This window comes from Nocardioides lacusdianchii, assembly GCF_020102855.1.
In the GTDB taxonomy this organism is placed as follows: domain Bacteria; phylum Actinomycetota; class Actinomycetes; order Propionibacteriales; family Nocardioidaceae; genus Nocardioides; species Nocardioides lacusdianchii.
In genome coordinates, this window is the sequence record NZ_JADHZD010000001.1 from 481,571 (window position 1) to 499,924 (window position 18,354).

Here is an 18,354-nt window from a genome sequence, read left to right on the forward strand (position 1 = left end):
TGGTGACCGACTCCCCCCGCGCCGACGTCGCCGTGATCGGCGGCTCCGGCTTCTACTCCTTCCTCCCCGACCCGACCGAGCACGTGGTTGCGACGCCGTACGGCGAGCCGTCCGCGCCGATCGGGATCGCCGAGGTGGCGGGTCGCCGGGTCGCCTTCCTCCCCCGGCACGGCCGCCACCACGACCACCCGCCGCACGCCATCCCCTACCGCGCCAACGCGTGGGCGCTGCGGTCACTGGGCGTACGCCAGGTGCTGGCGCCGTGTGCCGTCGGCGGGCTCCGCGACACCGTCGCGCCGGGCGACCTCGTCGTCCCCGACCAGCTCGTCGACCGCACCCACCGCCGCATCGGGTCGTTCGTCGAGTCCGGCGCGGTGCACCTGCCCTTCGCCGACCCCTACTGCCCGGGCGTCTCCGCAGCGCTGGCCGGCGCCGACGCGGACGTGCGGGCCGGCGGCACCATGGTCGTCGTCGAGGGGCCGCGCTTCTCCACCCGCGCGGAGTCGAGGCACTACGCGGGCCAGGGATGGGACCTGATCAACATGACCGGCGCCCCCGAGGCGGCCCTCGCCCGCGAGATGCGCCAGTGCTACGCCTCGCTCGCGCTGGTCACCGACATGGACGCCGGCGCCGAGTCGGGCGACGGGGTCGGCCAGGAGCAGGTCTTCGCGCTCTTCCGCCAGAACCTCGAGCGGCTCACCGGCCTGCTCACCGCGGCGATCGAGGCGCTGCCCGACCCGGAGGGCTGCACCTGCTCGACGTGGGCGGACGGCGTCGACCTGACCTACGAGGTGCCGGCCACGTGAGGGTCCTGCTCACCGGCGCGGCCGGCTTCATCGGCGGCGCGATCGACCAAGCCCTGACCGCGGACGGGCACGAGGTCGTCGGCGTCGACCTGATGCTGGCCAATGCTCATGGGGGTGGCGCCCACGGCTCCACCGCCCCGCCCGACGGCGTCCACCAGCTCGACGTGCGCGAGGCCGGGTCGCCGGAGTGGGCCGACCTGCTGCGCGGCGTCGACGTCGTCTGCCACCAGGCCGCGCTGGTCGGCGCGGGGGTCCGCGTCGGCGACCTGCCGGCGTACGCCTCCCACAACGACCTCGGCACGGCCGCCCTGCTGGCGGCGATGCACGACGCCGGCGTCGACCGGCTGGTGCTGGCCTCGTCGATGGTGGTCTACGGCGAGGGGCGCTACACCTGCCCGCGCCACGGCGAGCAGCAGCCGCCGCCGCGTGACCTCGCGGCGCTCGAGGGCGGCGACTTCGACAACCACTGCCCCGTGTGCGCGGAGCCGCTCGCGTGGTCGCTGGTCCCCGAGGACGCCCGCCTCGACCCGCGCAGCAGCTATGCCGCGAGCAAGCTCGCCCAGGAGCACTACGCCTCGTCGTGGGTGCGTCAGGCCGGCGCCGGCGCGGTGGCCCTGCGCTACCACAACGTCTACGGCCCGGGCATGCCGCGCGACACCCCCTACTCCGGGGTCGCGGCGATGTTCCGCTCCTCGCTCGAGCGCGGCGAGCGGCCGCAGGTCTTCGAGGACGGTGGGCAGGTGCGCGACTTCGTCCACGTCGACGACGTGGCCCGCGCCAACGTCGCAGCGCTCGAGCAGGTCGTCACCGAGTCGGCGCCGCGCTACGCCGCCTACAACGTCTGCTCCGGCACGCCCGTCACCATCCTCGACGTCGCGACCCGCGTCGCGGAGGGCACGGGGCGCGACATCGCCCCGCAGGTGACCGGGGGCTTCCGTGTCGGCGACGTACGCCACGTGGTGGCCTCGCCCGCTCTCGCCACGGCGGAGCTGGGCTTCACGGCGTCGGTCGACCCGCACGCCGGGCTCGCCGACTTCGCGACCGCACCGCTGCGCGCCTGAGGACTCACCAGGTCGTGTAGAGCAGGTGCTGCACCACCAGCGCGGTGAGCACCTGGAGCCCCAGACCCCAGCGCCGCCAGCCGCCCGGCAGCAGCGCCAGCGACAGGGTCAGCCACGGCACGAACGGCAGCCAGATCCGCTCGACCTCCGCCTTCGACATCCGGCTCAGGTCGGCCGCGGCGACCGCGGCCGCACCCGCCAGCGCCAGGACCGCGAGCGTGCGCGCCTCGCCCTCGTGGCGACGTGCCGCGACCGCCAGGCCGGCGCCGAGCAGGGGGCCACCCGACACGAGCAGCGCCCCGAGGTTGCCCCACATCCAGTACGCCCCCGGCCGCGTCGAGGCGATCCCGTCCCAGTAGCGGTCGACGAGCACCGGGTAGGCCTCCCACCACGCGAAGCCGAGGACGGCGAAGCCCAGCACCACCACCAGCGCGGCGCCCGCCGCGACCGGCAGCGGCCACCACGAGCGGGCGAGGAACAGCACCGCCAGCGCGGGCAGGCCGAGCAGCGGCAGGCCGTAGGAGCTCATCACGCACCAGCCCAGCAGCAGGCCCGCCACGACGCCCCAGCCGATGAGGCGCCCGCGGGAGGGCGACGTCGCCGACAGAGCGAGGGCAGCGAGCCCCCATGCGCCGAGTGCGGTGAACACCGCGTCCGCCGACACTGCCAGGAACACCGCCGCCGGCGTCAGCACCAAGAAGGGCGCCGCGAGGCGGGCGCCGCGGTCCACCCCGAGCGCGCGCAGGGCGACCAGGGTCGCCACCGGGATGCTGGCCGCCACGGCGCAGACCACGAGCGCGGCCGCGAGGTCGCTGCCCAGGCCGACCGCGACAAGCCCCACGAAGAACAGCAGCGCCCCGGGCGGGTGGCCGGCGACGTGGATCGGCCAGTTGTCCGGGTGGGCCTGCGGGATCCGCTCGACGTATCCCGCGAGCAGTGCCGGCACGTCGGACACCGTCCGCGCCGTGACGAGGTACTCGGTGTCGTTGGTCATCACCCGCGTCAGCCCGGCAGAGCCGTCGACGAGGGCGAGGGACACCAGCCACACCAGCGCGACGACGTACGCCGTCAGCAGCAGGCGGCGCCACGACCAGGCCAGCGCCCAGGCCTCCGCGCGCCACACCCCGAGGCCGGCGACGAGCAACGCCGGCAGGGTGCCGATGCCGACCTTGGCCTGCCAGAAGCCGTGGGTCGGCGGCACGCCCAGCATGTCGCTGCGCGCGTCGACGTCCCAGCCGGTCATGGGCGGGACGACGAACGACGCCAGCAGCACCAGCGCCGCCACGGTCAGACCGATCGCGGCCCGTCGCCCCACGCGTACGGTCGTGCCCCCCTCGGTCATGCCGCCGAGCCTAGGGGCCGCCTGCGAGCGCACCCAGTGCCGCCGAGTGCCGTCACAGTTTCGTAAGCCGAAGGGTGAGCACGGGCTGCGCCCGACTGGCTACGTTCGATGACATGACCCACGACACCGTCTGCGACCTGGTGCTGCCGTGCCGCGACGAGGCCCCCGCGCTGGCCGCCCTGCTCGCCCGGGTGCCGGCCGAGTTCTCCGTCGTGGTCGTCGACAACGGATCGCGTGACGGCACCGCGGAGGTCGCGGCCGGCCTCGGTGCGCGGGTCGTCGTGGAGCCGACGCCGGGCTACGGCTCGGCCGTCCACGCCGGGATGCTGGCCGCGACCCACGACTACGTCGCCGTCATGGACGGTGACGGCTCCTTCGACCCCACCGACCTGCGGCGCCTGCTCGCCGACGTGCGCGAGGACCGCGCCGACATGTCCGTCGGCCGACGACGTCCCACCGGTCGCGGCGTGTGGCCGTGGCACGCCCGGCTGGGCAACGCCCTGATCGTTGCCTGGCTGCGCCGCTCGATCGGGATGGACGCCCACGACATCGCGCCGATGCGGGTGTGCCGGCGCCAGGCGCTGCTCGACCTCGGCCTGCGCGACCGTCGCTTCGGCTACCCCGTCGAGCTGCTGCAGGCCGTCACCCGCGCGGGGTGGCGGATCACCGAGCACGACGTCGACTACCACCCCCGCGCCGAGGGCACCCGCTCCAAGGTCTCCGGCTCGGTGACGGGGACCGTGCGCACGGCCCGCGACTTCTGGCGGGTGCTGTCGTGAGCGGCTTCACCGTGCTGGTGATGGCGAAGGCACCCGTCGCTGGCCGGGCCAAGACCCGGCTCGCCGCCCACACCGGTGACGACGTCGCCGCCGACCTCGCCGCCGCGGCCCTGCTCGACACGGTCGCCGCCGTCGAGGCGACGCCCGGCGCCCGGGGACACCTGGCGCTGGCCGGCGACCTCGCCGACGGTGCCCGTGGGGCCGACCTGGCCGACGCCGTCCGCGGCTGGACGATCACCCCCCAGCGCGGCCGCACCTTCGCCGAGCGGCTCGTCGCCGCGCACGAGGACGCCGGCCACGGCCCGGTCGTGCAGGTGGGCATGGACACCCCGCACCTGACGTCCGACCTCCTCCTCGGTGCGGCGCGCGACCTCGGGGCGTACGACGCCTGCCTGGGGCCGGCGCCCGACGGCGGCTGGTGGGTGCTGGCCCGCCGTGACCCACGGGTCGCGGCACCGCTGGCGACGGTCGTGATGTCCACCGCCGCCACGCACGACGACACCCGGGCCGCGCTCCTCGCCGCCGGTCACACCGTCGGGGCGACCGCCAGGCTCCGCGACGTCGACACGATCGACGACGCCCACGAGGTGGCCCGCCTCGCACCCGACACGCACTTCGCGCGCACCCTGCGGGCCTGGGTCGACAGCACGGCGGTGGCACCGTGACCGCCGAGCGCTCGTTCACCGAGGTCTTCACCTCCGCGCTGCGCGGGGTGCCGACCCACGTCGTCCACGAGGCCGACGAGATGCTCCCGCCGTTGCCGCTGCCGGTCGCGTCCTGGACGGGGCCGGCCGGCGCCGCCGACCACGCCCTGCTCGACCTGTGTCGCGGGGCGACGCTCGACATCGGCTGCGGCCCCGGCCGCCTCACCCAGGAGCTCGCCCGTCGCGGTCACCGGGCCCTCGGCGTCGACCTGGTCGACGAGGCCGTGACCCAGACCCGACGCCGCGGCGCGGACGCGGTCGTCGCCGACGTGTTCGAGCCGCTGCCCGACGAGGGCGAGTGGTCCAGCGTGCTGCTCGCCGACGGCAACGTCGGCATCTGCGGCGAGCCGCACCGGCTGCTCGGCCGGGTGCGCGAGCTCCTGCACCCGGGTGGGCGCGCCGTGGTCGAGGTGAGCGCTCCCGGCACGGGATCGACGTCGGGGTGGACCGTCATCGAGGGCGCCGGCGCCCGCAGCCGGCCGTTCCGCTGGGCGCAGGTGGCCGCGGACGACGTCGCCGTCGTCGCCGTCGCCGCGGGCCTGGTGATGCACTCGCTGCACGACCTTGCCGGGAGCGGACGCTGGGCCGCGGTCCTCACGGACCCGTCGTGAGGGTCCCGCACCCCGACCACTTCACCTCGCAGCTGCGCAGCCCGGCCGTCGCGGCGCGCGTCGGCGTCTGGCTGGGGATCAGCTTCGGCACCTGCTTCCTCACCGGCCTGGTGAGCCACTGGGCGCAGCTCCCGTCGCCGGCCATCGGCTTCCCCACGTCGCCCGCCTGGGGCTACCGCTTCAGCCAGGGCCTGCACGTCGTCACCGGCTGCGCCGCCGTGCCCCTGCTGCTGGTGAAGCTGTGGGCGGTCTACCCCCGCCTCTTCGAGCGGGTCGACCTGGGCGCCGGTCGACGCCTCGTCGCCGTGGGGCTCGAGCGCGCGTCGATCGCCGTGCTCGTCGCCGCCTCGATCTTCCAGCTCGCGACCGGTCTCGCCAACGCCTCGCAGTGGTATCCCTGGCGCGAGTTCTCCTTCCGCACCACCCACTACGCACTCGCCTGGGTCGCGATCGGCGCCCTGCTGGTGCACGTCGCGGTCAGGCTCCCGGTGATCCGCACCGCCCTCCGCGCCGACGTCGACGACACCACGCACGACCGCGAGACCGCTGTGGAGCCGGGCCCCGTCTCGCGCCGCACGCTGCTGCGCACCACCTGGGCGGCCGCCGGCATCGCAGTCCTCGCCACTGCGGGCGGCACCGTGCCGTGGCTGCGCCGGGTCAGCGTGCTGGCCGTGCGCACCGGGGAGGGCCCCGGCGGCGTACCGATCAACAAGACCGCTGCCGCGGCCGGCGTCACCACCACCGCCGCCGACCCCGGCTGGGCGCTCGAGGTGGTGGTCGGCGGGGACGTCCGCACCCGGCTGGGCCTCGCCGACCTCCGCGCGCTGCCGCAGCACACCGTCGACCTGCCGATCGCCTGCGTGGAGGGCTGGAGCGCACAGGGCCGGTGGACGGGCGTACGCATCTCCGACGTGCTCGCAACGGCCGGCGCGTCGGGCGGGCGCGACGTGCTGGTCACCTCGCTCCAGCAGAGCGGCGCCTTCCGGCGCACCGTCCTGCCCGGCGCCTTCGCCGACGACGACCGCACCCTGCTCGCGCTCGACCTCGCCGGCGAGCCGCTGTCCCTCGACCACGGCCACCCGTGCCGGCTGATCGCGCCCAACCGTCCCGGCGTGCTGCAGACCAAGTGGCTGTCCTCGCTGGAGGTCAGCGCATGAGCGCGGTCCGCTGGGTCCTCGGCGGCCTCGGCGTCCTCGGCGGGGCGTACGGCGCCTGGCTGGCGCTGACGCGGCAGGACCTCCTCCAGCTCGTCGAGATCGCGCTGTGGCTGGGCGCCGGCGTCGCCGTGCACGACGCGCTGGTCGCCGGCGTCGTCATCGGCGCCTCGCTCCTCGGCCGTCGCGTCCTGCCCCTCCCGTGGCACGCGCCTGCGACACTCGGTCTCGTGGTGTGGGGCAGCGTGTCGGTGATGGCGGTGCCGGTGCTGGGCAGGTTCGGCGCCCGCGCCGACAACCCGACGCTGCTCGACCGCCCCTACCTCGCCACGTGGCTCGTCCTGACCCTGCTCACCCTCGCTGCGGTCGCCGTGGCGGGCCTGGTGCGCTCGCGCCGGGCGGACGCCTGACATGGCGCGCGTGCTGGTCGTCGACGACGACGTCACCGTCCGCGAGGTCGTCGTGTCCTACCTCCTCGCCGCGGGCCACGACGTCGCTGAGGCCGGCGACGGTGCCGCCGCGCTCGCCGAGCACGCACGCAGGCGCGCCGACCTGCTGGTCCTCGACGTGATGATGCCCGGGATGGACGGCCTCGAGGTGTGCCGCCGCCTGCGTCTTGCCGGTGACGTGCCGGTCATCCTGCTCACCGCGCTCGGCGCCGAGCAGGACCGCGTGCTCGGTCTCGAGACCGGTGCCGACGACTACGTCACCAAGCCCTTCAGCCCCCGCGAGCTGGTGCTGCGCGTGGACTCGGTGCTGCGCCGCAGCGCCGGCGACCACGCCACAGAGCTGCCGCCGGTGACGGTCGACGGCGACCTCGTCGTGGACCGCCGGCGCCGCACGGTCGTCAAGGACGGTGAGGCGCGCGCCTTCACCACGCGCGAGTTCGACCTGCTGGCCTTCCTCACCGGACACCCCGGGCAGGCCTTCAGCCGCGAGGAGCTGATGACCCAGGTGTGGGGCTGGTCCTTCGGTGACTCCTCCACCGTCACGGTCCACGTGCGCCGGGTGCGCGAGAAGGTCGAGGCCGACCCGACCGCGCCCGTGCGGCTGGTGACCGTCTGGGGCATCGGCTACCGCTGGGACGCCGCGTCGTGAGCGAGCAGCTGCAGATCCTCGTCGTCGCCGCCGGTGGCGGTGCGGTCGTCGGCGTCCTCGGCCTGCTGGCCGGCTGGCTGCTGCGCCGTCGGTCCCTGCGCTGGCAGCTCGCGCTGGTCGCCGTCGTCTCGGTCACCACCGTCATCGTCGGCGTGGTGGCGATCGCGCAGCTGATGTTCCTCTCGCGCCATGACCTGGGTGTGGTCATGCTCGTGACCCTCGCGGCCGCGGTGATCTCGCTCGCGGTCGCCGCGATCCTGTCCGAGGCGCTGGTGCGGTGGTCGCGCAGCATCCGGGCGGAGGTACGCCGCATCGGCGGCGGCCTGCCCGAGGGACCCGCGCCCCATGCTCCCGCCGAGCTGCGCGAGCTGGCCGACGAGCTGGCCCAGGCCCGGCGCCGTCTCGAGGAGGCCTCGGCGCGTGAGTCCCGGCTCGAGGAGTCCCGTCGCGAGCTCGTCTCCTGGGTCTCCCACGACCTGCGCACCCCGCTGGCCGGGATCCGGGCGATGGCCGAGGCGCTCGAGGACGACCTGGCCGTCGACCCGGCGCGCTACCACCGCCAGATCCGCGGCGAGGTCGACCGCATGGTCGAGATGGTCGACGACCTCTTCGAGCTCTCGCGCATCCACGCCGGCGTGCTGCGCCTCCAGCCCGAGGTCGTCCTGCTCGGCGACCTGGTCAGCGAGGCGATCGCCGGCGCCGACCCGGTCGCCCGCGCCCGCCGCGTACGCCTCGAGGGCGACGTGCAGCCCGGCCTCCAGGTCGCCGTCGACCCCGCCGGGCTCGGCCGGGTGCTGGGCAACCTCATCGTCAACGGCATCCGGCACACCCCGGCCGACGGCTCGGTCCACGTCGCCGCCCGCTCGGTGGACGGCGGCGTCGAGCTCGAGGTCACCGACGGCTGCGGCGGCATCGACGACGAGTCGCGCGAGCGGGTCTTCGACGTCGGCTACCGCGGGTCCGCGGCACGCACCCCCGAGTCGCCGCTCGACGACGTGCACACCTCGCGCGCCGGGCTCGGCCTGGCGATCGTCAAGGGCCTCGTCGAGGCGCACCACGGCGCGGTGGCGGTGGCCAACGTCGAGTCGGACGGCGTGGGCGCGGCCGGCTGCCGCTTCGTCGTACGGCTGCCGGCCTGACCGCCTCCCGTCACGGGGCGGCGGTCTCCCGGTCCTCGTCGACCGCGTCGTCCTCGTCCTCTGTCGCGCCGCTGGTCGAGGCCAGCAGCACCGCGACGCCCACGATCGCGGCGAACAGCGAGGCCAGCAGGATCGCGATCTTCGCCTCCTCGGTCAGCAGGTCGGCACCCGGGAAGGACAGTCCGGCGATGAAGATCGACACGGTGAAGCCGATGCCGGCGACCGCGCCGAGGCCGAGCACCATCGGCCAGGACGTGCCCTCCGGCAGGCGTGCGACGCCGAGGCGTACGGCCAGGTAGGACGTCAGGAAGATGCCGACCGGCTTGCCGAGGACCAGGCCCAGGATGATGCCGAGGCCCACCGGCTCGGTGAAGACCTTGCTGATCGCTCCCAGCTCGACGCCGGCGTTGGCCAGCGCGAAGATCGGGAGCACGACGTAGGCCGACAGCGGGTGGAGCGTGCTGATCAGCCGCTCCACGACCGAGACCGACTCCTTGAGCAGGAAGCGCAGGCGCGCCAGCTCGTCGGGGTTGAGGTGGCGGTCGCGGAGCGCGTCGGTGGCGTAGCCGCGCGCGACGGCCTCGTTGAGCAGCGGCCTGGCCGGGGCGAGCAGTCCGATCGCGACGCCGGCCAGGGTGGCGTGCACGCCCGACTCGAGCAGCGCGAACCACACGCCCACGCCGAGGATCGCGTAGACCACGACCGACCAGACCCGCAGGAGCCGGGCGACGACCATGACCGCCAGCAGGCCGATGGCGATCGCCAGCCAGGTGAGCGAGAGGTCGCTGGTGTAGAAGACCGCGATCACGAGGATCGCACCGATGTCGTCGACGATGGCGAGCGTCAGCAGGAAGAGCCGCGCCGCGGACGGGATCCGCCGGCCCAGCACGCCGAGCACACCGACCGCGAACGCGATGTCGGTGGCCATGGGGATGCCCCACCCGGCGTTGCCGTCACTGCCGGGCGGGTTGAGCGCGAGGTAGAGCGCGGCGGGCACCACCATGCCGCCGATCGCGGCGATGATCGGCAGCGCTGCGGTCTTGGGGTCGCGCAGGTCGCCGTTGACCAGCTCGTACTTGATCTCGAGGCCGACGACGAAGAAGAAGATCACCATCAGCGCGTCGTTGACCCAGTGCTGGATCGACTCGTCGAGGTACAGGGGACCGACGTCGATGACGAGGTGGGCGTGCCACAACGCGTCGTACGACGACGCCCACGGGCTGTTGGCCCAGATCAGGGCCGTGGCAGCGGCGAGCAGCAGCAGGATCGAGCCGGCCGCCTCCACCCGGAGGAACTCGCGCACCGGCCGCGCGACGAGGCGCGCCAGCGGCTTGTTGCTGGCGATGTAGACCGGCCCGGACTCCCAGAGGTCGTCGTCGGGAGCCGGGTCGTGCGGACTGTTCTGGCGTGAGGCCATGCGGGGGCGCATCCTTCGGGGTCGACGGGGAACTGTCACCGCGACTCCGCGTCACGGGCCGACCAGACTTCCCGGCTCACCTGAGGCTCCAGTCTAGTCGGACCCGTTGGTAGGGTCTCAGCCGTCAGCCCCCGAGCGTTCACCGAAGGACCGCCACACATGGCCAACGAACCGATCAAGGACACCGATCCGACGCTCGGCAAGCTCGTCATGGACGCGCAGCGCGACATCTCGACGCTGATCTCGCAGGAGATCGCGCTCGCCAAGAGCGAGATCAAGGTGAGCGTCCGCCACGGCGGCCTCGGCATCGGCCTCTTCGCCGGCGCCGCCTTCCTCGGCCTGCTCGCGGTGATCATGCTGTCGGTCGCGATCGCCTACTTCATCCACTGGAACGGCTCCGGCCTCGACCTGCACTGGGCCTTCCTGATCGTCTTCGGCCTCTACGTCCTCATCGCCGCACTGCTGGCCTTCGTCGGCATCAAGCAGGTCAAGCAGGTCAAGGCGCCCGAGCGCGCGATCCAGCAGGGCAAGCAGATCCCCTCGGCGCTCAAGGGCCGCGGCTAGTTCCTCGCTGATCGAGTAGCCGGCGAGGAACGAGCCGGCGTATCGAGATCCCTGCCGCACGATCGAGCGGTGAGTGACGCGGGTTCTGCACGCCCGAAAGCCGCCTCACGCACCGCCGCGCCCGGGGCGTACGCCGACTCAGCGCACGCAGGTGCCGGTGTCGACCGGGGACTCCCGGGTGACACCGGCGGCCGCCGACTCCGCGACCTGGCTCGCGGTCAGCGCGTAGCCGGTGTCCCGGTCGCTGACGGAGGCGGCGAAGACGAGGCCCGCGACCTCGCCGGCCGAGGTGACGATCGGGCCGCCGGAGTTGCCGGGGCGGATCAGTGCGCGCAGCGAGTAGACCTGGCGGATCACGGTGCCGTCGCCGTAGATGTCGGGCGAGCGCAGCCGCTGCTCGGCGCGGATGCGACCGGACTGCACGTCGTAGGGGCCGTCCTCGGGATAGCCCAGCACCGCGATCGGGTCGCGCGGCTCGACCTCGGTGTCGAAGGCGAGCTGCGGCACGCCGACGTCGGGCACCGAGAGCACGGCGATGTCGAGGTCGGCGTCGTAGAGGACCACGGACGCGACGACGCTCGAGCCGCCCACCTCGACCTCGGGACGGGTGACGCCCGCGACGACGTGGGCGTTGGTCATCAGCCGGCCGGGGGCGTAGAAGAAGCCGGTGCCCTCGACTCCGCTGCCGCAGCCGTTGGCGCCACGGACCTTGACCACGCTGGCCTCGGCGGCCATCACGTCGGGGTCGGTGAGCATCCGCGGGTCGCCGGGCTTGACCGCGACGATCCGCTCGGGGGCGAAGGGCTCGAGGTAGCGAGGGAAGAAGGTCGTGCCGACGACGTTGTTGAAGGTGGCCAGCACCTTGCCCGAGTCGGGCGGCAGGGTCTGGTCGACGCGGGCCAGGATCGCGGAGTCCCGCACCAGCGGCGTGATCGCGCCGATGCGCGTGCCGGAGACCGCGACGCCGAGCGCCCACGCCACGAGCAGCACGGCGACGGCGCTCAGGGCCGACCCGCCGACGGCGTCGAGCGCGCGCACCGGCTGCCAGGTGATGCGGTCGCGCAGTCGGGCGCCGAACCACTGGAAGACCGCCTGGCCCAGGGACGCGGACAGGATCACGATGAAGAGCGCGCCGAGCGAGACCCACAGCGACGGGGCCGCGTCGCCGAGCGCGAGCGGCGCCACCCAGATGCCGAGCAGGCCCCCGAGGAGGAGGCCGGCGGTGGCGGCGGCGCCGGTGATGAAGCCCTGCCAGTAGCCCGAGAGCGCGTAGATCCCCACGAGTGCGACCAGGCACCAGTCGAGGACGTTCATCGCTGCTACTCCTCGAGCCTGGTGTTGGGCGACGGGTTGGGCGCCAGGTCGGACTGTCGGGGCTCACCCTGCAGCATGTGGTCCGGCAGGTCACGCACCCGCGCCCGGTCCCAGTTCTCGTCCCACCCGAGGAAGGAGAACAGCCGGGCGATGATCCCGGCGGTGAAGCCCCACAGGATGACGTCCTTGTCGGGCCCGATGAGGAAGCCCGGACCGGTCCAGCCGCTGGGGTGGCGCACGTTGATCCGGTGCTCGGGGTCGAGCAGCTCGGCGATCGCCACGTGGTGGATCTCGTGCACCTCGTCGGGGCTCGCGATCCGCACCTGGCCGCGGTCGCGCCAGTAGCCGAGGACCGGGGTGACCGCGAAGTTGCTCGGCGGCAGCCACAGCTCGGGCAGCTCGCCGAAGACCTCCACCTCGGAGGGCTCGAGGCCGATCTCCTCGTGGGCCTCGCGCAGCGCTGCCTGCACGGGCGTCTCGCCGTCGTCGAGCGATCCGCCCGGGAACGACACCTGGCCGGGGTGGGAGCGCATGTGGTGGGCGCGCTCGGTGAGCAGCAGCTCGCCGCGGTGGGCCAGGTCGTCGGGAGCGCTCGGGTCGTCGTCGCGGTCGGCGAACACCATCAGCACCGCCCCGCGGCGCGCGTCGGCGTCCTCCGGCGGCATGAAGCGGGTCAGCTCGTGGACCGTGATCGTGGAGGCGGCCTCGACCACCGGGGCCAGCCAGCCCGGGAGGGACGTCACAGGTCGACCCCGAGGTGCTCGGCGACGAGGGCCTTGAGCTCGTCCATCGACTCGACGCCGCCGGAGTCCTGGCCGACGACGACACCGTCCTCGTCGACGAAGACGAAGGCCGGCAGGCCGCGGCGGCCGACCGCGAAGGTGTCCTCCGCCATCAGCTCGCCACCGGGATCGGCGATCGAGGGGTACGTCGCTCCGGTCTCCTCGACGAGCGCCATGGCGCCGTCGGGGTTCACGTCGTTGAAGTCGACGCCGACGATGCGCACGCGGTCGGCGTGCTGCTGGTGGAACTCCTCCAGCACCGGCATCTCCTCACGGCAGGGACCGCAGTTGGCCTGCCACAGGTTGATCACCAGCGGCCCGCGCAACGACGACAGGTCGACGTCGGGCCCCCCGGCCAGGCACGGCAGCGTCAGCTCCGGCAGGCCGCCCTCGACGGGCGCGCCGGTGCCGGGCTCGCAGTCCTCCATGCCGATGCGCGCCTTCACCTTGCGCAGCTCGGGGGTGTCGACCTGCACGTCGGGAGGGCGTACGTCGAAGCCGCCGCCGACGTCGTCGGACGTGCACGAGCCGAGTGCCGCGACGAGCAGTCCCGCGAGGACGACCCCACGGAGACGGGTGCGACTCATGCGGGCCCCTGCGTCTTCACGAGCTTCTCGGCCTCGACCGGGTCGGTGGGGCCGGCGCCGAAGGAGGGGCACAGCCGCGCGATCGGGCAGGCGCCGCACGCGGGCTTCTTGGCGTGGCAGCGCCGGCGGCCGTGCCAGATGAGGTGGTGCGACAGCATCGTCCAGTCGCGCTTGGGGAAGAGCGCGCCGACGGCGTGCTCGACCTTCACCGGGTCGGTCTCCTCGGTCCAGCCGAAGCGACGTGCGAGGCGGCCGAAGTGGGTGTCGACGGTGATGCCGGGCTTGTCGAACGCGTTGCCGAGCACGACGTTGGCCGTCTTGCGGCCGACCCCGGGGAGGGTGACGAGGTCCTCGAGCCGGTCGGGCACCTGGCCGTCGAAGCGCTCCACGAGCGCCTGGCTGAGCTTGAGCACCGAGTCGGTCTTGGCGCGGAAGAAGCCGAGCGGGCCGAGCAGCTGCTCCATGTGCTCGCGCGGCGCGGCGGCCATCGCCTCGGGCGTCGGGTAGGCGGCGAAGAGCGCGGGGCTCGCGGCGTTGACCCGGCGGTCGGTGGTCTGCGCGGAGACCACGGTGACCACCAGGCACTCGAAGGCGTTGGTGAAGTCGAGCTCGGCGCGGGCGTCGGGATAGGTCTCGGCGAGGATCCGGTCCATCTTGCGAGCCCTGCGCACCAGCGACGTGTCGGGCTTGACGCTCACAGTGGGGGCAGGCACGCGCCCAGCCTACGGTCCGCCTCCGACACGCCCCCGATCGACGACTTCGGCTGCCGCACCGGCCCTAAGTGGCCGTTGTGAGCCAGACCACGGCTAGGATCGTGCCGATCCCGAGGGCTCGGCACCGGGCCCGGCACGGGACGCAACTACTTGGAGGATCAACGTGGACAACGACGTGCTTCGGCAGGCACCGCTGTTCAGCTCGCTCGACGACGAGGCCGCGACCGCGCTGGGCAACTCGATGGCCGAGACCACGCTGCGTCGCGGCGACGTGCTCTTCCACGAGGGCGACTCCGGCGACAAGCTCTACATCGTCACCGAGGGCAAGGTGAAGCTCGGCCGCTCCTCCTCCGACGGCCGCGAGAACCTCCTGGCGATCATGGGCCCCGGCCAGATGTTCGGCGAGCTCTCCCTCTTCGACCCGGGCCCGCGCTCGGCGACGGTCACCGCGGTCACCGACGCCACCTTCGGCTCGCTGTCCCACGACGACCTCCTCAAGTGGCTCGACGGCCGGCCGATGGTCGCCCGCGGCCTGCTGTCCCAGCTCGCCGGCCGCCTGCGCAAGTCCAACGACGTCGTCGCCGACCTCGTCTTCTCCGACGTCCCCGGCCGTGTCGCCAAGGCACTGCTCGACCTCGCCGACCGCTTCGGCCGCACCGCCGACGACGGCGTCCACGTCCACCACGACCTCACCCAGGAGGAGCTCGCCCAGCTGGTCGGCGCCTCCCGCGAGACGGTCAACAAGGCGCTCGCCGACTTCGCCTCGCGCGGCTGGCTGCGCCTGGAGCCCCGCTCCGTGGTGATCATGGACCTCGAGCGCCTCTCGCGCCGCGCACGCTGACACCCGGCACCTGACTCCCGACGGCCCCGAAACTCCTTCGCGGTCACTGCCACCCGGCACAACGCCAGCGCGCGTCGTACGTGGTGAAGTGCTGATGCGGGGGAGGTTCGACGTGATCACAGGGGACGAGGCGGGCTTCGACGCCTTCGTGGCGGGGCGTCAGGCTGCCCTGTCGCGGACGGCGTACCTGCTGACCGGCGACCACCACCTCGCGCAGGACCTCGTGCAGGCCGCGCTGATGCAGGCGGCGAGGCACTGGACGCGGATCCACACCTCGCCCGAGGCGTACGTCCGGCGCGCGATGTACCACCAGAACATCTCCTGGTGGCGTCGCCGCCGCTTCACCGAGTCACCGCTGCTCGGGCACGACGGCACGGCCGATGCCGTCGACACCGACCTGCGACTGACCCTCGACCAGGCACTCGCCCGCCTCACCGCCAAGCAGCGGACCGTGCTGGTGCTGCGCTTCTACGAGGACCTGACCGAGGTCGAGACCGCACGTGCGCTCGACCTCTCGACGAGCACCGTGAAGTCCACGACCCGGCACGCGCTCGCGCGGCTGCGGACGCTGGCTCCCGAGCTGGCCGACCTGATCGGAGCAGACGCATGAGCGACGACCTGCGCACCCGGATGCACCACGTGGCCGACGAGGTAACCCCGCTGCCCGTGTCCGCTGACCTCTGGCGTCGGGGACGGGCCGCCCGCCGCCGCGCGCAGGCGCTCGCGGTGGCCGCAGTCCTCGTGTTCCTGGCCTCCGTCGGCGGTGGCGTAGCGCTGTGGTCCGCGCCGGACCGGGAGGCGCGTACGGCGTCGGGCGAGGTGCCGGCCGGTGGCGCGATCCCGAGCCGGATCGAGGACATCCCCGAAGACCTCGAGGTGACCACCGACCTTGCCGTGGGGCGGGCCTCGGTGGCCTTCATCTCGGCCACCGGCGACCCGGTGGTGATCACCGCGAACGACGGCGTGCCGCGCCGGCTGGGGCTGCCGGGCTGGGCCCTCGAGCGTCGGACGCTGGCGCTGTCCCCCGACGGCCGATTCCTGGCCTACCAGCGAGTGGACGCCGGAACGACGGTCATCTCCCGGCTGGACCTCGAGACGGGCAGGGAAGAGGTGCTGCACCGTCAGCCCGGCGAGGAGCTCACCTACGACACCCTCACCTGGTCGCCCGGTGGCGAGTGGCTGGCATGGTCGTCATCCAGGTACGGCGACGTGCCGGCCGTAGGCAGGATCAGGCCGGGCGAGTCCCGCACGACGGCGCTGCCTTTCACCCCGTCCAGCGTGGCGGTCACCGACAGCGGCGCCCTGGCGCTCACCAGCATGCGGGGCGGCCTGTTCCTCCCGGTGGACGGGCAGCGAGGGCTGGGGCGGGTGACGACCGACGTGTCCGTCGGGGCCTTCGCCTTCTCGCCCGATGGCCACTACCTGTCCCTGGGCACGGAACCGGGCACCTCGTCGTCCACCTTCGACGTCCGCACCCAGGAGGTCCTGCGACACCCGTTCCCGCCGGGCACTCTGGGGAGGTCGGCGGCCAGGCCCGTGGGCTGGCTCGACGACCGGCTGCAGGTGCTCGTCGTGCAGCCCTTCGACGGGTCCGTTCCCGAGTTGGTGGTGACCACGCCAGACGTCGGCGCGGCGAGCACCTGGCGGGGTTCGGTCGGCTCGGTGTCGACCAACGGCATCGCGAACTCGCTCAGCCTGGCCGTCGACCTCATCCCCGACCTCGACGGCACCTCGTCGCAGGAGCTCACCCACGACTTCGGCGACACGGCCGGCACTCCGCGCGACGTCTCGTGGATCATCGGCCTGGGCGTGGCCGCGGCGATCGCGCTGCTGCTGGGGTTGCGTCTGCTCTGGCGTCGGCTGACGTAGACGCGCGGACAAAGCCCGACGATCACCTCGCCGCTGAGCGTGGCCCCGGGTCGGGCCGCGGACCAATGTCCGCGCGTCCGCGCCGTCGTACGGACCGATCGACCGCGGACCGAGCACAGCGCCGCAGCAGCGGCCGAGGCCGGCGCCGTTGGGTCCGTACGACGCCTCAGCGCGGGTCGCGCCCGGCGAACGCCACCAGCCGGTCGTACGCCGAGGCGTCCTCCGCCACCGCGACGGGCGGACCGAAGGCCGGGCCGCGGTTGTCCGCGGTCAGCCCCTGCTGGATGAAGGCCAGCCCGCGCTCGGCCACCTCGTCGTCGAGCGGCAGCGGCTGGCCGAGCGCGCGGACGAGGTCCCAGGTGTGGACGCCGAGCTCGGCGGTCTGCCAGTCGGCCTGCGCGAGCCGGTCGTCGGGCTGGCCGTGCCAGTGGTGGATGAGGTCGTCGGCGCGTGCACGGAAGTGGGCGGCCAGGACGTGCGGCTCGACCCCGGTGCCGGCCGCCCAGTCGACCTCCTCGCCGCGGGCCAGCTGCAGGAAGTGCTGCGGCGCGGCCGCGAGGTGGTCGGCCAGCTGGCGCACGGTCCAGCCCTCGCACGGCGTCGGCCGGTCCCAGTCGTCCGCATGGACGGCGGCGAGCGCGTCTCCCGCCTGGTCGAGCGCGCGGGACAGGACGACGACGGACCGGTGCTGGGAGTCCATGCCCCCACTCCACTCCTGCCGGGGCGTGCGCGCAAGCCCTACTTCGACCCGGTGAGGTAGGCCAGCTGCGCGCGCACCGAGAGCTCCGCAGCGCCCCAGAGCACGGGGTCGACGTCGGCGTAGACGACCTCCACGATCGCGCGCGGCAGCGTCTCGTGCGGGAACTCCCCGCCCTCGCGGGCGATCGCGTGCAGGTCGCGCAGCGCGTCGCGGACCTGGTCGAGGCGCTGCTTGCGGTGCGCGAGGTAGAAGTCGAGCGCCCCGAGGGCGTCATCGATCACGGGCCCGTGGCCGGGCCACACCGACGTGATGCCCTGCTCGCCGCACAGCGCGTGGAGCCGCTCGAGGGAGGAGAGGTAGGCCCCGAGCTGGCCGTCCGGGTGCGCGACGACGGTGGTGCCGCGGCCGAGCACCGTGTCGCCGGTCAGCACGGCCCGGTCCTGCGGCACGACGAAGGACAGCGAGTCGGCCGTGTGGCCGGGCGTCGCGACGACGTGCACCTCGAGGTCGCCGAAGGACACCACGTCGCCCTCGCCGAGCCCCTCGGAGCCGAGGCGGTGCGCCGGGTCGAGGGCGCGTACGCCGCACCCGTGCCGCTCGGCGTACTCCCTCGCGGCCTCGCTGTGGTCGGCGTGGTGGTGGGTCAGCAGCACGACGGCCACGTCGCCGGCGGCGGCGTCGATGGCGTCGAGGTGGCGGGTGATCGAGGGGCCCGGGTCGACGACCACGGAGCGCGAGGAGGACGGGTCGCGCAGCACCCACGTGTTGGTGCCGTCGAGGGTCATCACGTCGGCGTTCGGCGCCAGCACGCACGTGCCGGTGTAGCCGAAGGAGCCCCCGCTCCAAGTCATTCGGGGTCCCCGCGGCGTTGTT

The 18,354-nt window shown here is 73.8% G+C and carries 21 protein-coding genes; 13 read left to right on the forward strand and 8 right to left on the reverse strand.

Annotation, left to right across the window (positions count from 1 at the left end):
• The first annotated feature begins 2 nt into the window (after nt 1–2).
• A complete protein-coding gene (locus tag IRX98_RS02440) occupies nt 3–806 on the forward strand; it encodes an S-methyl-5'-thioadenosine phosphorylase (protein ID WP_308044384.1) in 804 nt (267 codons plus the stop codon).
• On the forward strand, nt 803–1,867 hold the full coding sequence (locus IRX98_RS02445; RefSeq protein ID WP_224273577.1) for an NAD-dependent epimerase/dehydratase family protein: 1,065 nt from the start codon (nt 803–805) through the stop codon (nt 1,865–1,867). Before IRX98_RS02440 ends, IRX98_RS02445 begins: the two co-directional genes overlap by 4 nt.
• Before the next feature lie 4 nt (nt 1,868–1,871).
• Here the strand turns inward: IRX98_RS02445 and IRX98_RS02450 are convergent, their stop codons facing one another.
• The gene (locus tag IRX98_RS02450) at nt 1,872–3,209 is read right to left on the reverse strand and encodes a hypothetical protein (RefSeq protein ID WP_224273579.1); all 1,338 of its coding nucleotides are present in this window, start codon (nt 3,207–3,209) and stop codon (nt 1,872–1,874) included.
• 113 nt (nt 3,210–3,322) lie between these two features.
• On the opposite strand from IRX98_RS02450, the gene IRX98_RS02455 reads away from it, so the two are divergent.
• Genes IRX98_RS02455 through IRX98_RS02485 form a run of 7 tightly spaced genes read left to right on the forward strand, consistent with a single transcriptional unit; the run spans nt 3,323 to nt 8,694 of the window.
• A complete protein-coding gene (locus IRX98_RS02455) occupies nt 3,323–3,988 on the forward strand; it encodes a glycosyltransferase family 2 protein (protein ID WP_224273581.1) in 666 nt (221 codons plus the stop codon).
• Complete coding sequence (locus tag IRX98_RS02460) at nt 3,985–4,653, forward strand: TIGR04282 family arsenosugar biosynthesis glycosyltransferase (RefSeq protein WP_224273582.1); 669 nt, start codon at nt 3,985–3,987, stop codon at nt 4,651–4,653. The genes IRX98_RS02455 and IRX98_RS02460 overlap by 4 nt, the downstream gene beginning before the upstream one ends.
• Nucleotides 4,650–5,303, forward strand: a complete 654-nt coding sequence (locus IRX98_RS02465) for a class I SAM-dependent methyltransferase (protein ID WP_224273583.1) — start codon at nt 4,650–4,652, stop codon at nt 5,301–5,303. Before IRX98_RS02460 ends, IRX98_RS02465 begins: the two co-directional genes overlap by 4 nt.
• A complete protein-coding gene (locus tag IRX98_RS02470; protein WP_224273584.1) occupies nt 5,300–6,460 on the forward strand; it encodes a molybdopterin-dependent oxidoreductase in 1,161 nt (386 codons plus the stop codon). The genes IRX98_RS02465 and IRX98_RS02470 overlap by 4 nt, the downstream gene beginning before the upstream one ends.
• Complete coding sequence (locus IRX98_RS02475; protein ID WP_224273585.1) at nt 6,457–6,867, forward strand: hypothetical protein; 411 nt, start codon at nt 6,457–6,459, stop codon at nt 6,865–6,867. Before IRX98_RS02470 ends, IRX98_RS02475 begins: the two co-directional genes overlap by 4 nt.
• Nucleotide 6,868: 1 nt before the next feature.
• The gene (locus IRX98_RS02480) at nt 6,869–7,555 is read left to right on the forward strand and encodes a response regulator transcription factor (protein ID WP_224273586.1); all 687 of its coding nucleotides are present in this window, start codon (nt 6,869–6,871) and stop codon (nt 7,553–7,555) included.
• Nucleotides 7,552–8,694: a sensor histidine kinase gene (locus tag IRX98_RS02485; RefSeq protein ID WP_224273587.1), complete on the forward strand. Its 1,143-nt coding sequence runs from the start codon at nt 7,552–7,554 to the stop codon at nt 8,692–8,694. Before IRX98_RS02480 ends, IRX98_RS02485 begins: the two co-directional genes overlap by 4 nt.
• 10 nt (nt 8,695–8,704) lie before the next feature.
• Here IRX98_RS02485 and nhaA read toward each other — a convergent pair whose 3' ends face one another.
• Nucleotides 8,705–10,111, reverse strand: a complete 1,407-nt coding sequence (gene nhaA / locus IRX98_RS02490) for a Na+/H+ antiporter NhaA (RefSeq protein ID WP_224273588.1) — start codon at nt 10,109–10,111, stop codon at nt 8,705–8,707.
• A gap of 159 nt (nt 10,112–10,270) precedes the next feature.
• Here nhaA and IRX98_RS02495 point away from each other — a divergent pair, with 159 nt between their 5' ends.
• Nucleotides 10,271–10,675: a phage holin family protein gene (locus IRX98_RS02495; protein WP_224273590.1), complete on the forward strand. Its 405-nt coding sequence runs from the start codon at nt 10,271–10,273 to the stop codon at nt 10,673–10,675.
• Nucleotides 10,676–10,813: 138 nt separating this feature from the next.
• Here the strand turns inward: IRX98_RS02495 and IRX98_RS02500 are convergent, their stop codons facing one another.
• Genes IRX98_RS02500 through nth form a run of 4 tightly spaced genes read right to left on the reverse strand, consistent with a single transcriptional unit; the run spans nt 10,814 to nt 14,011 of the window.
• On the reverse strand, nt 10,814–11,989 hold the full coding sequence (locus IRX98_RS02500) for a MarP family serine protease (protein ID WP_224273592.1): 1,176 nt from the start codon (nt 11,987–11,989) through the stop codon (nt 10,814–10,816).
• A gap of 5 nt (nt 11,990–11,994) precedes the next feature.
• Nucleotides 11,995–12,732, reverse strand: a complete 738-nt coding sequence (locus IRX98_RS02505; RefSeq protein ID WP_224273593.1) for an NUDIX hydrolase — start codon at nt 12,730–12,732, stop codon at nt 11,995–11,997.
• Nucleotides 12,729–13,358, reverse strand: a complete 630-nt coding sequence (locus tag IRX98_RS02510; RefSeq protein WP_224273595.1) for a TlpA family protein disulfide reductase — start codon at nt 13,356–13,358, stop codon at nt 12,729–12,731. The genes IRX98_RS02505 and IRX98_RS02510 overlap by 4 nt, the downstream gene beginning before the upstream one ends.
• Entirely contained in the window at nt 13,355–14,011 is a 657-nt protein-coding gene (gene nth, locus IRX98_RS02515; protein ID WP_224273645.1) for an endonuclease III, read from the reverse strand. The genes IRX98_RS02510 and nth overlap by 4 nt, the downstream gene beginning before the upstream one ends.
• Nucleotides 14,012–14,234: 223 nt before the next feature.
• Between nth and IRX98_RS02520 the strand changes: the two genes are divergently transcribed.
• The 3 genes from IRX98_RS02520 (at nt 14,235) to IRX98_RS02530 (ending at nt 16,781) form a co-directional block, all read left to right on the forward strand.
• Nucleotides 14,235–14,912 carry a Crp/Fnr family transcriptional regulator gene (locus IRX98_RS02520; protein WP_224273597.1) on the forward strand — a complete coding sequence of 226 codons (678 nt, stop codon included), beginning with the start codon at nt 14,235–14,237 and terminating at the stop codon, nt 14,910–14,912.
• Between the two features lie 112 nt (nt 14,913–15,024).
• Complete coding sequence (locus IRX98_RS02525; RefSeq protein WP_224273599.1) at nt 15,025–15,522, forward strand: SigE family RNA polymerase sigma factor; 498 nt, start codon at nt 15,025–15,027, stop codon at nt 15,520–15,522.
• Nucleotides 15,519–16,781: a WD40 repeat domain-containing protein gene (locus IRX98_RS02530; protein ID WP_224273601.1), complete on the forward strand. Its 1,263-nt coding sequence runs from the start codon at nt 15,519–15,521 to the stop codon at nt 16,779–16,781. Before IRX98_RS02525 ends, IRX98_RS02530 begins: the two co-directional genes overlap by 4 nt.
• Before the next feature lie 166 nt (nt 16,782–16,947).
• Here the strand turns inward: IRX98_RS02530 and IRX98_RS02535 are convergent, their stop codons facing one another.
• Nucleotides 16,948–17,481 (reverse strand): TIGR03086 family metal-binding protein, encoded by a 534-nt coding sequence (locus tag IRX98_RS02535; protein ID WP_224273603.1) that lies wholly within the window; start codon nt 17,479–17,481, stop codon nt 16,948–16,950.
• Between the two features lie 38 nt (nt 17,482–17,519).
• Nucleotides 17,520–18,332 carry an MBL fold metallo-hydrolase gene (locus tag IRX98_RS02540; protein ID WP_224273605.1) on the reverse strand — a complete coding sequence of 271 codons (813 nt, stop codon included), beginning with the start codon at nt 18,330–18,332 and terminating at the stop codon, nt 17,520–17,522.
• Nucleotides 18,333–18,354: the final 22 nt, after the last annotated feature.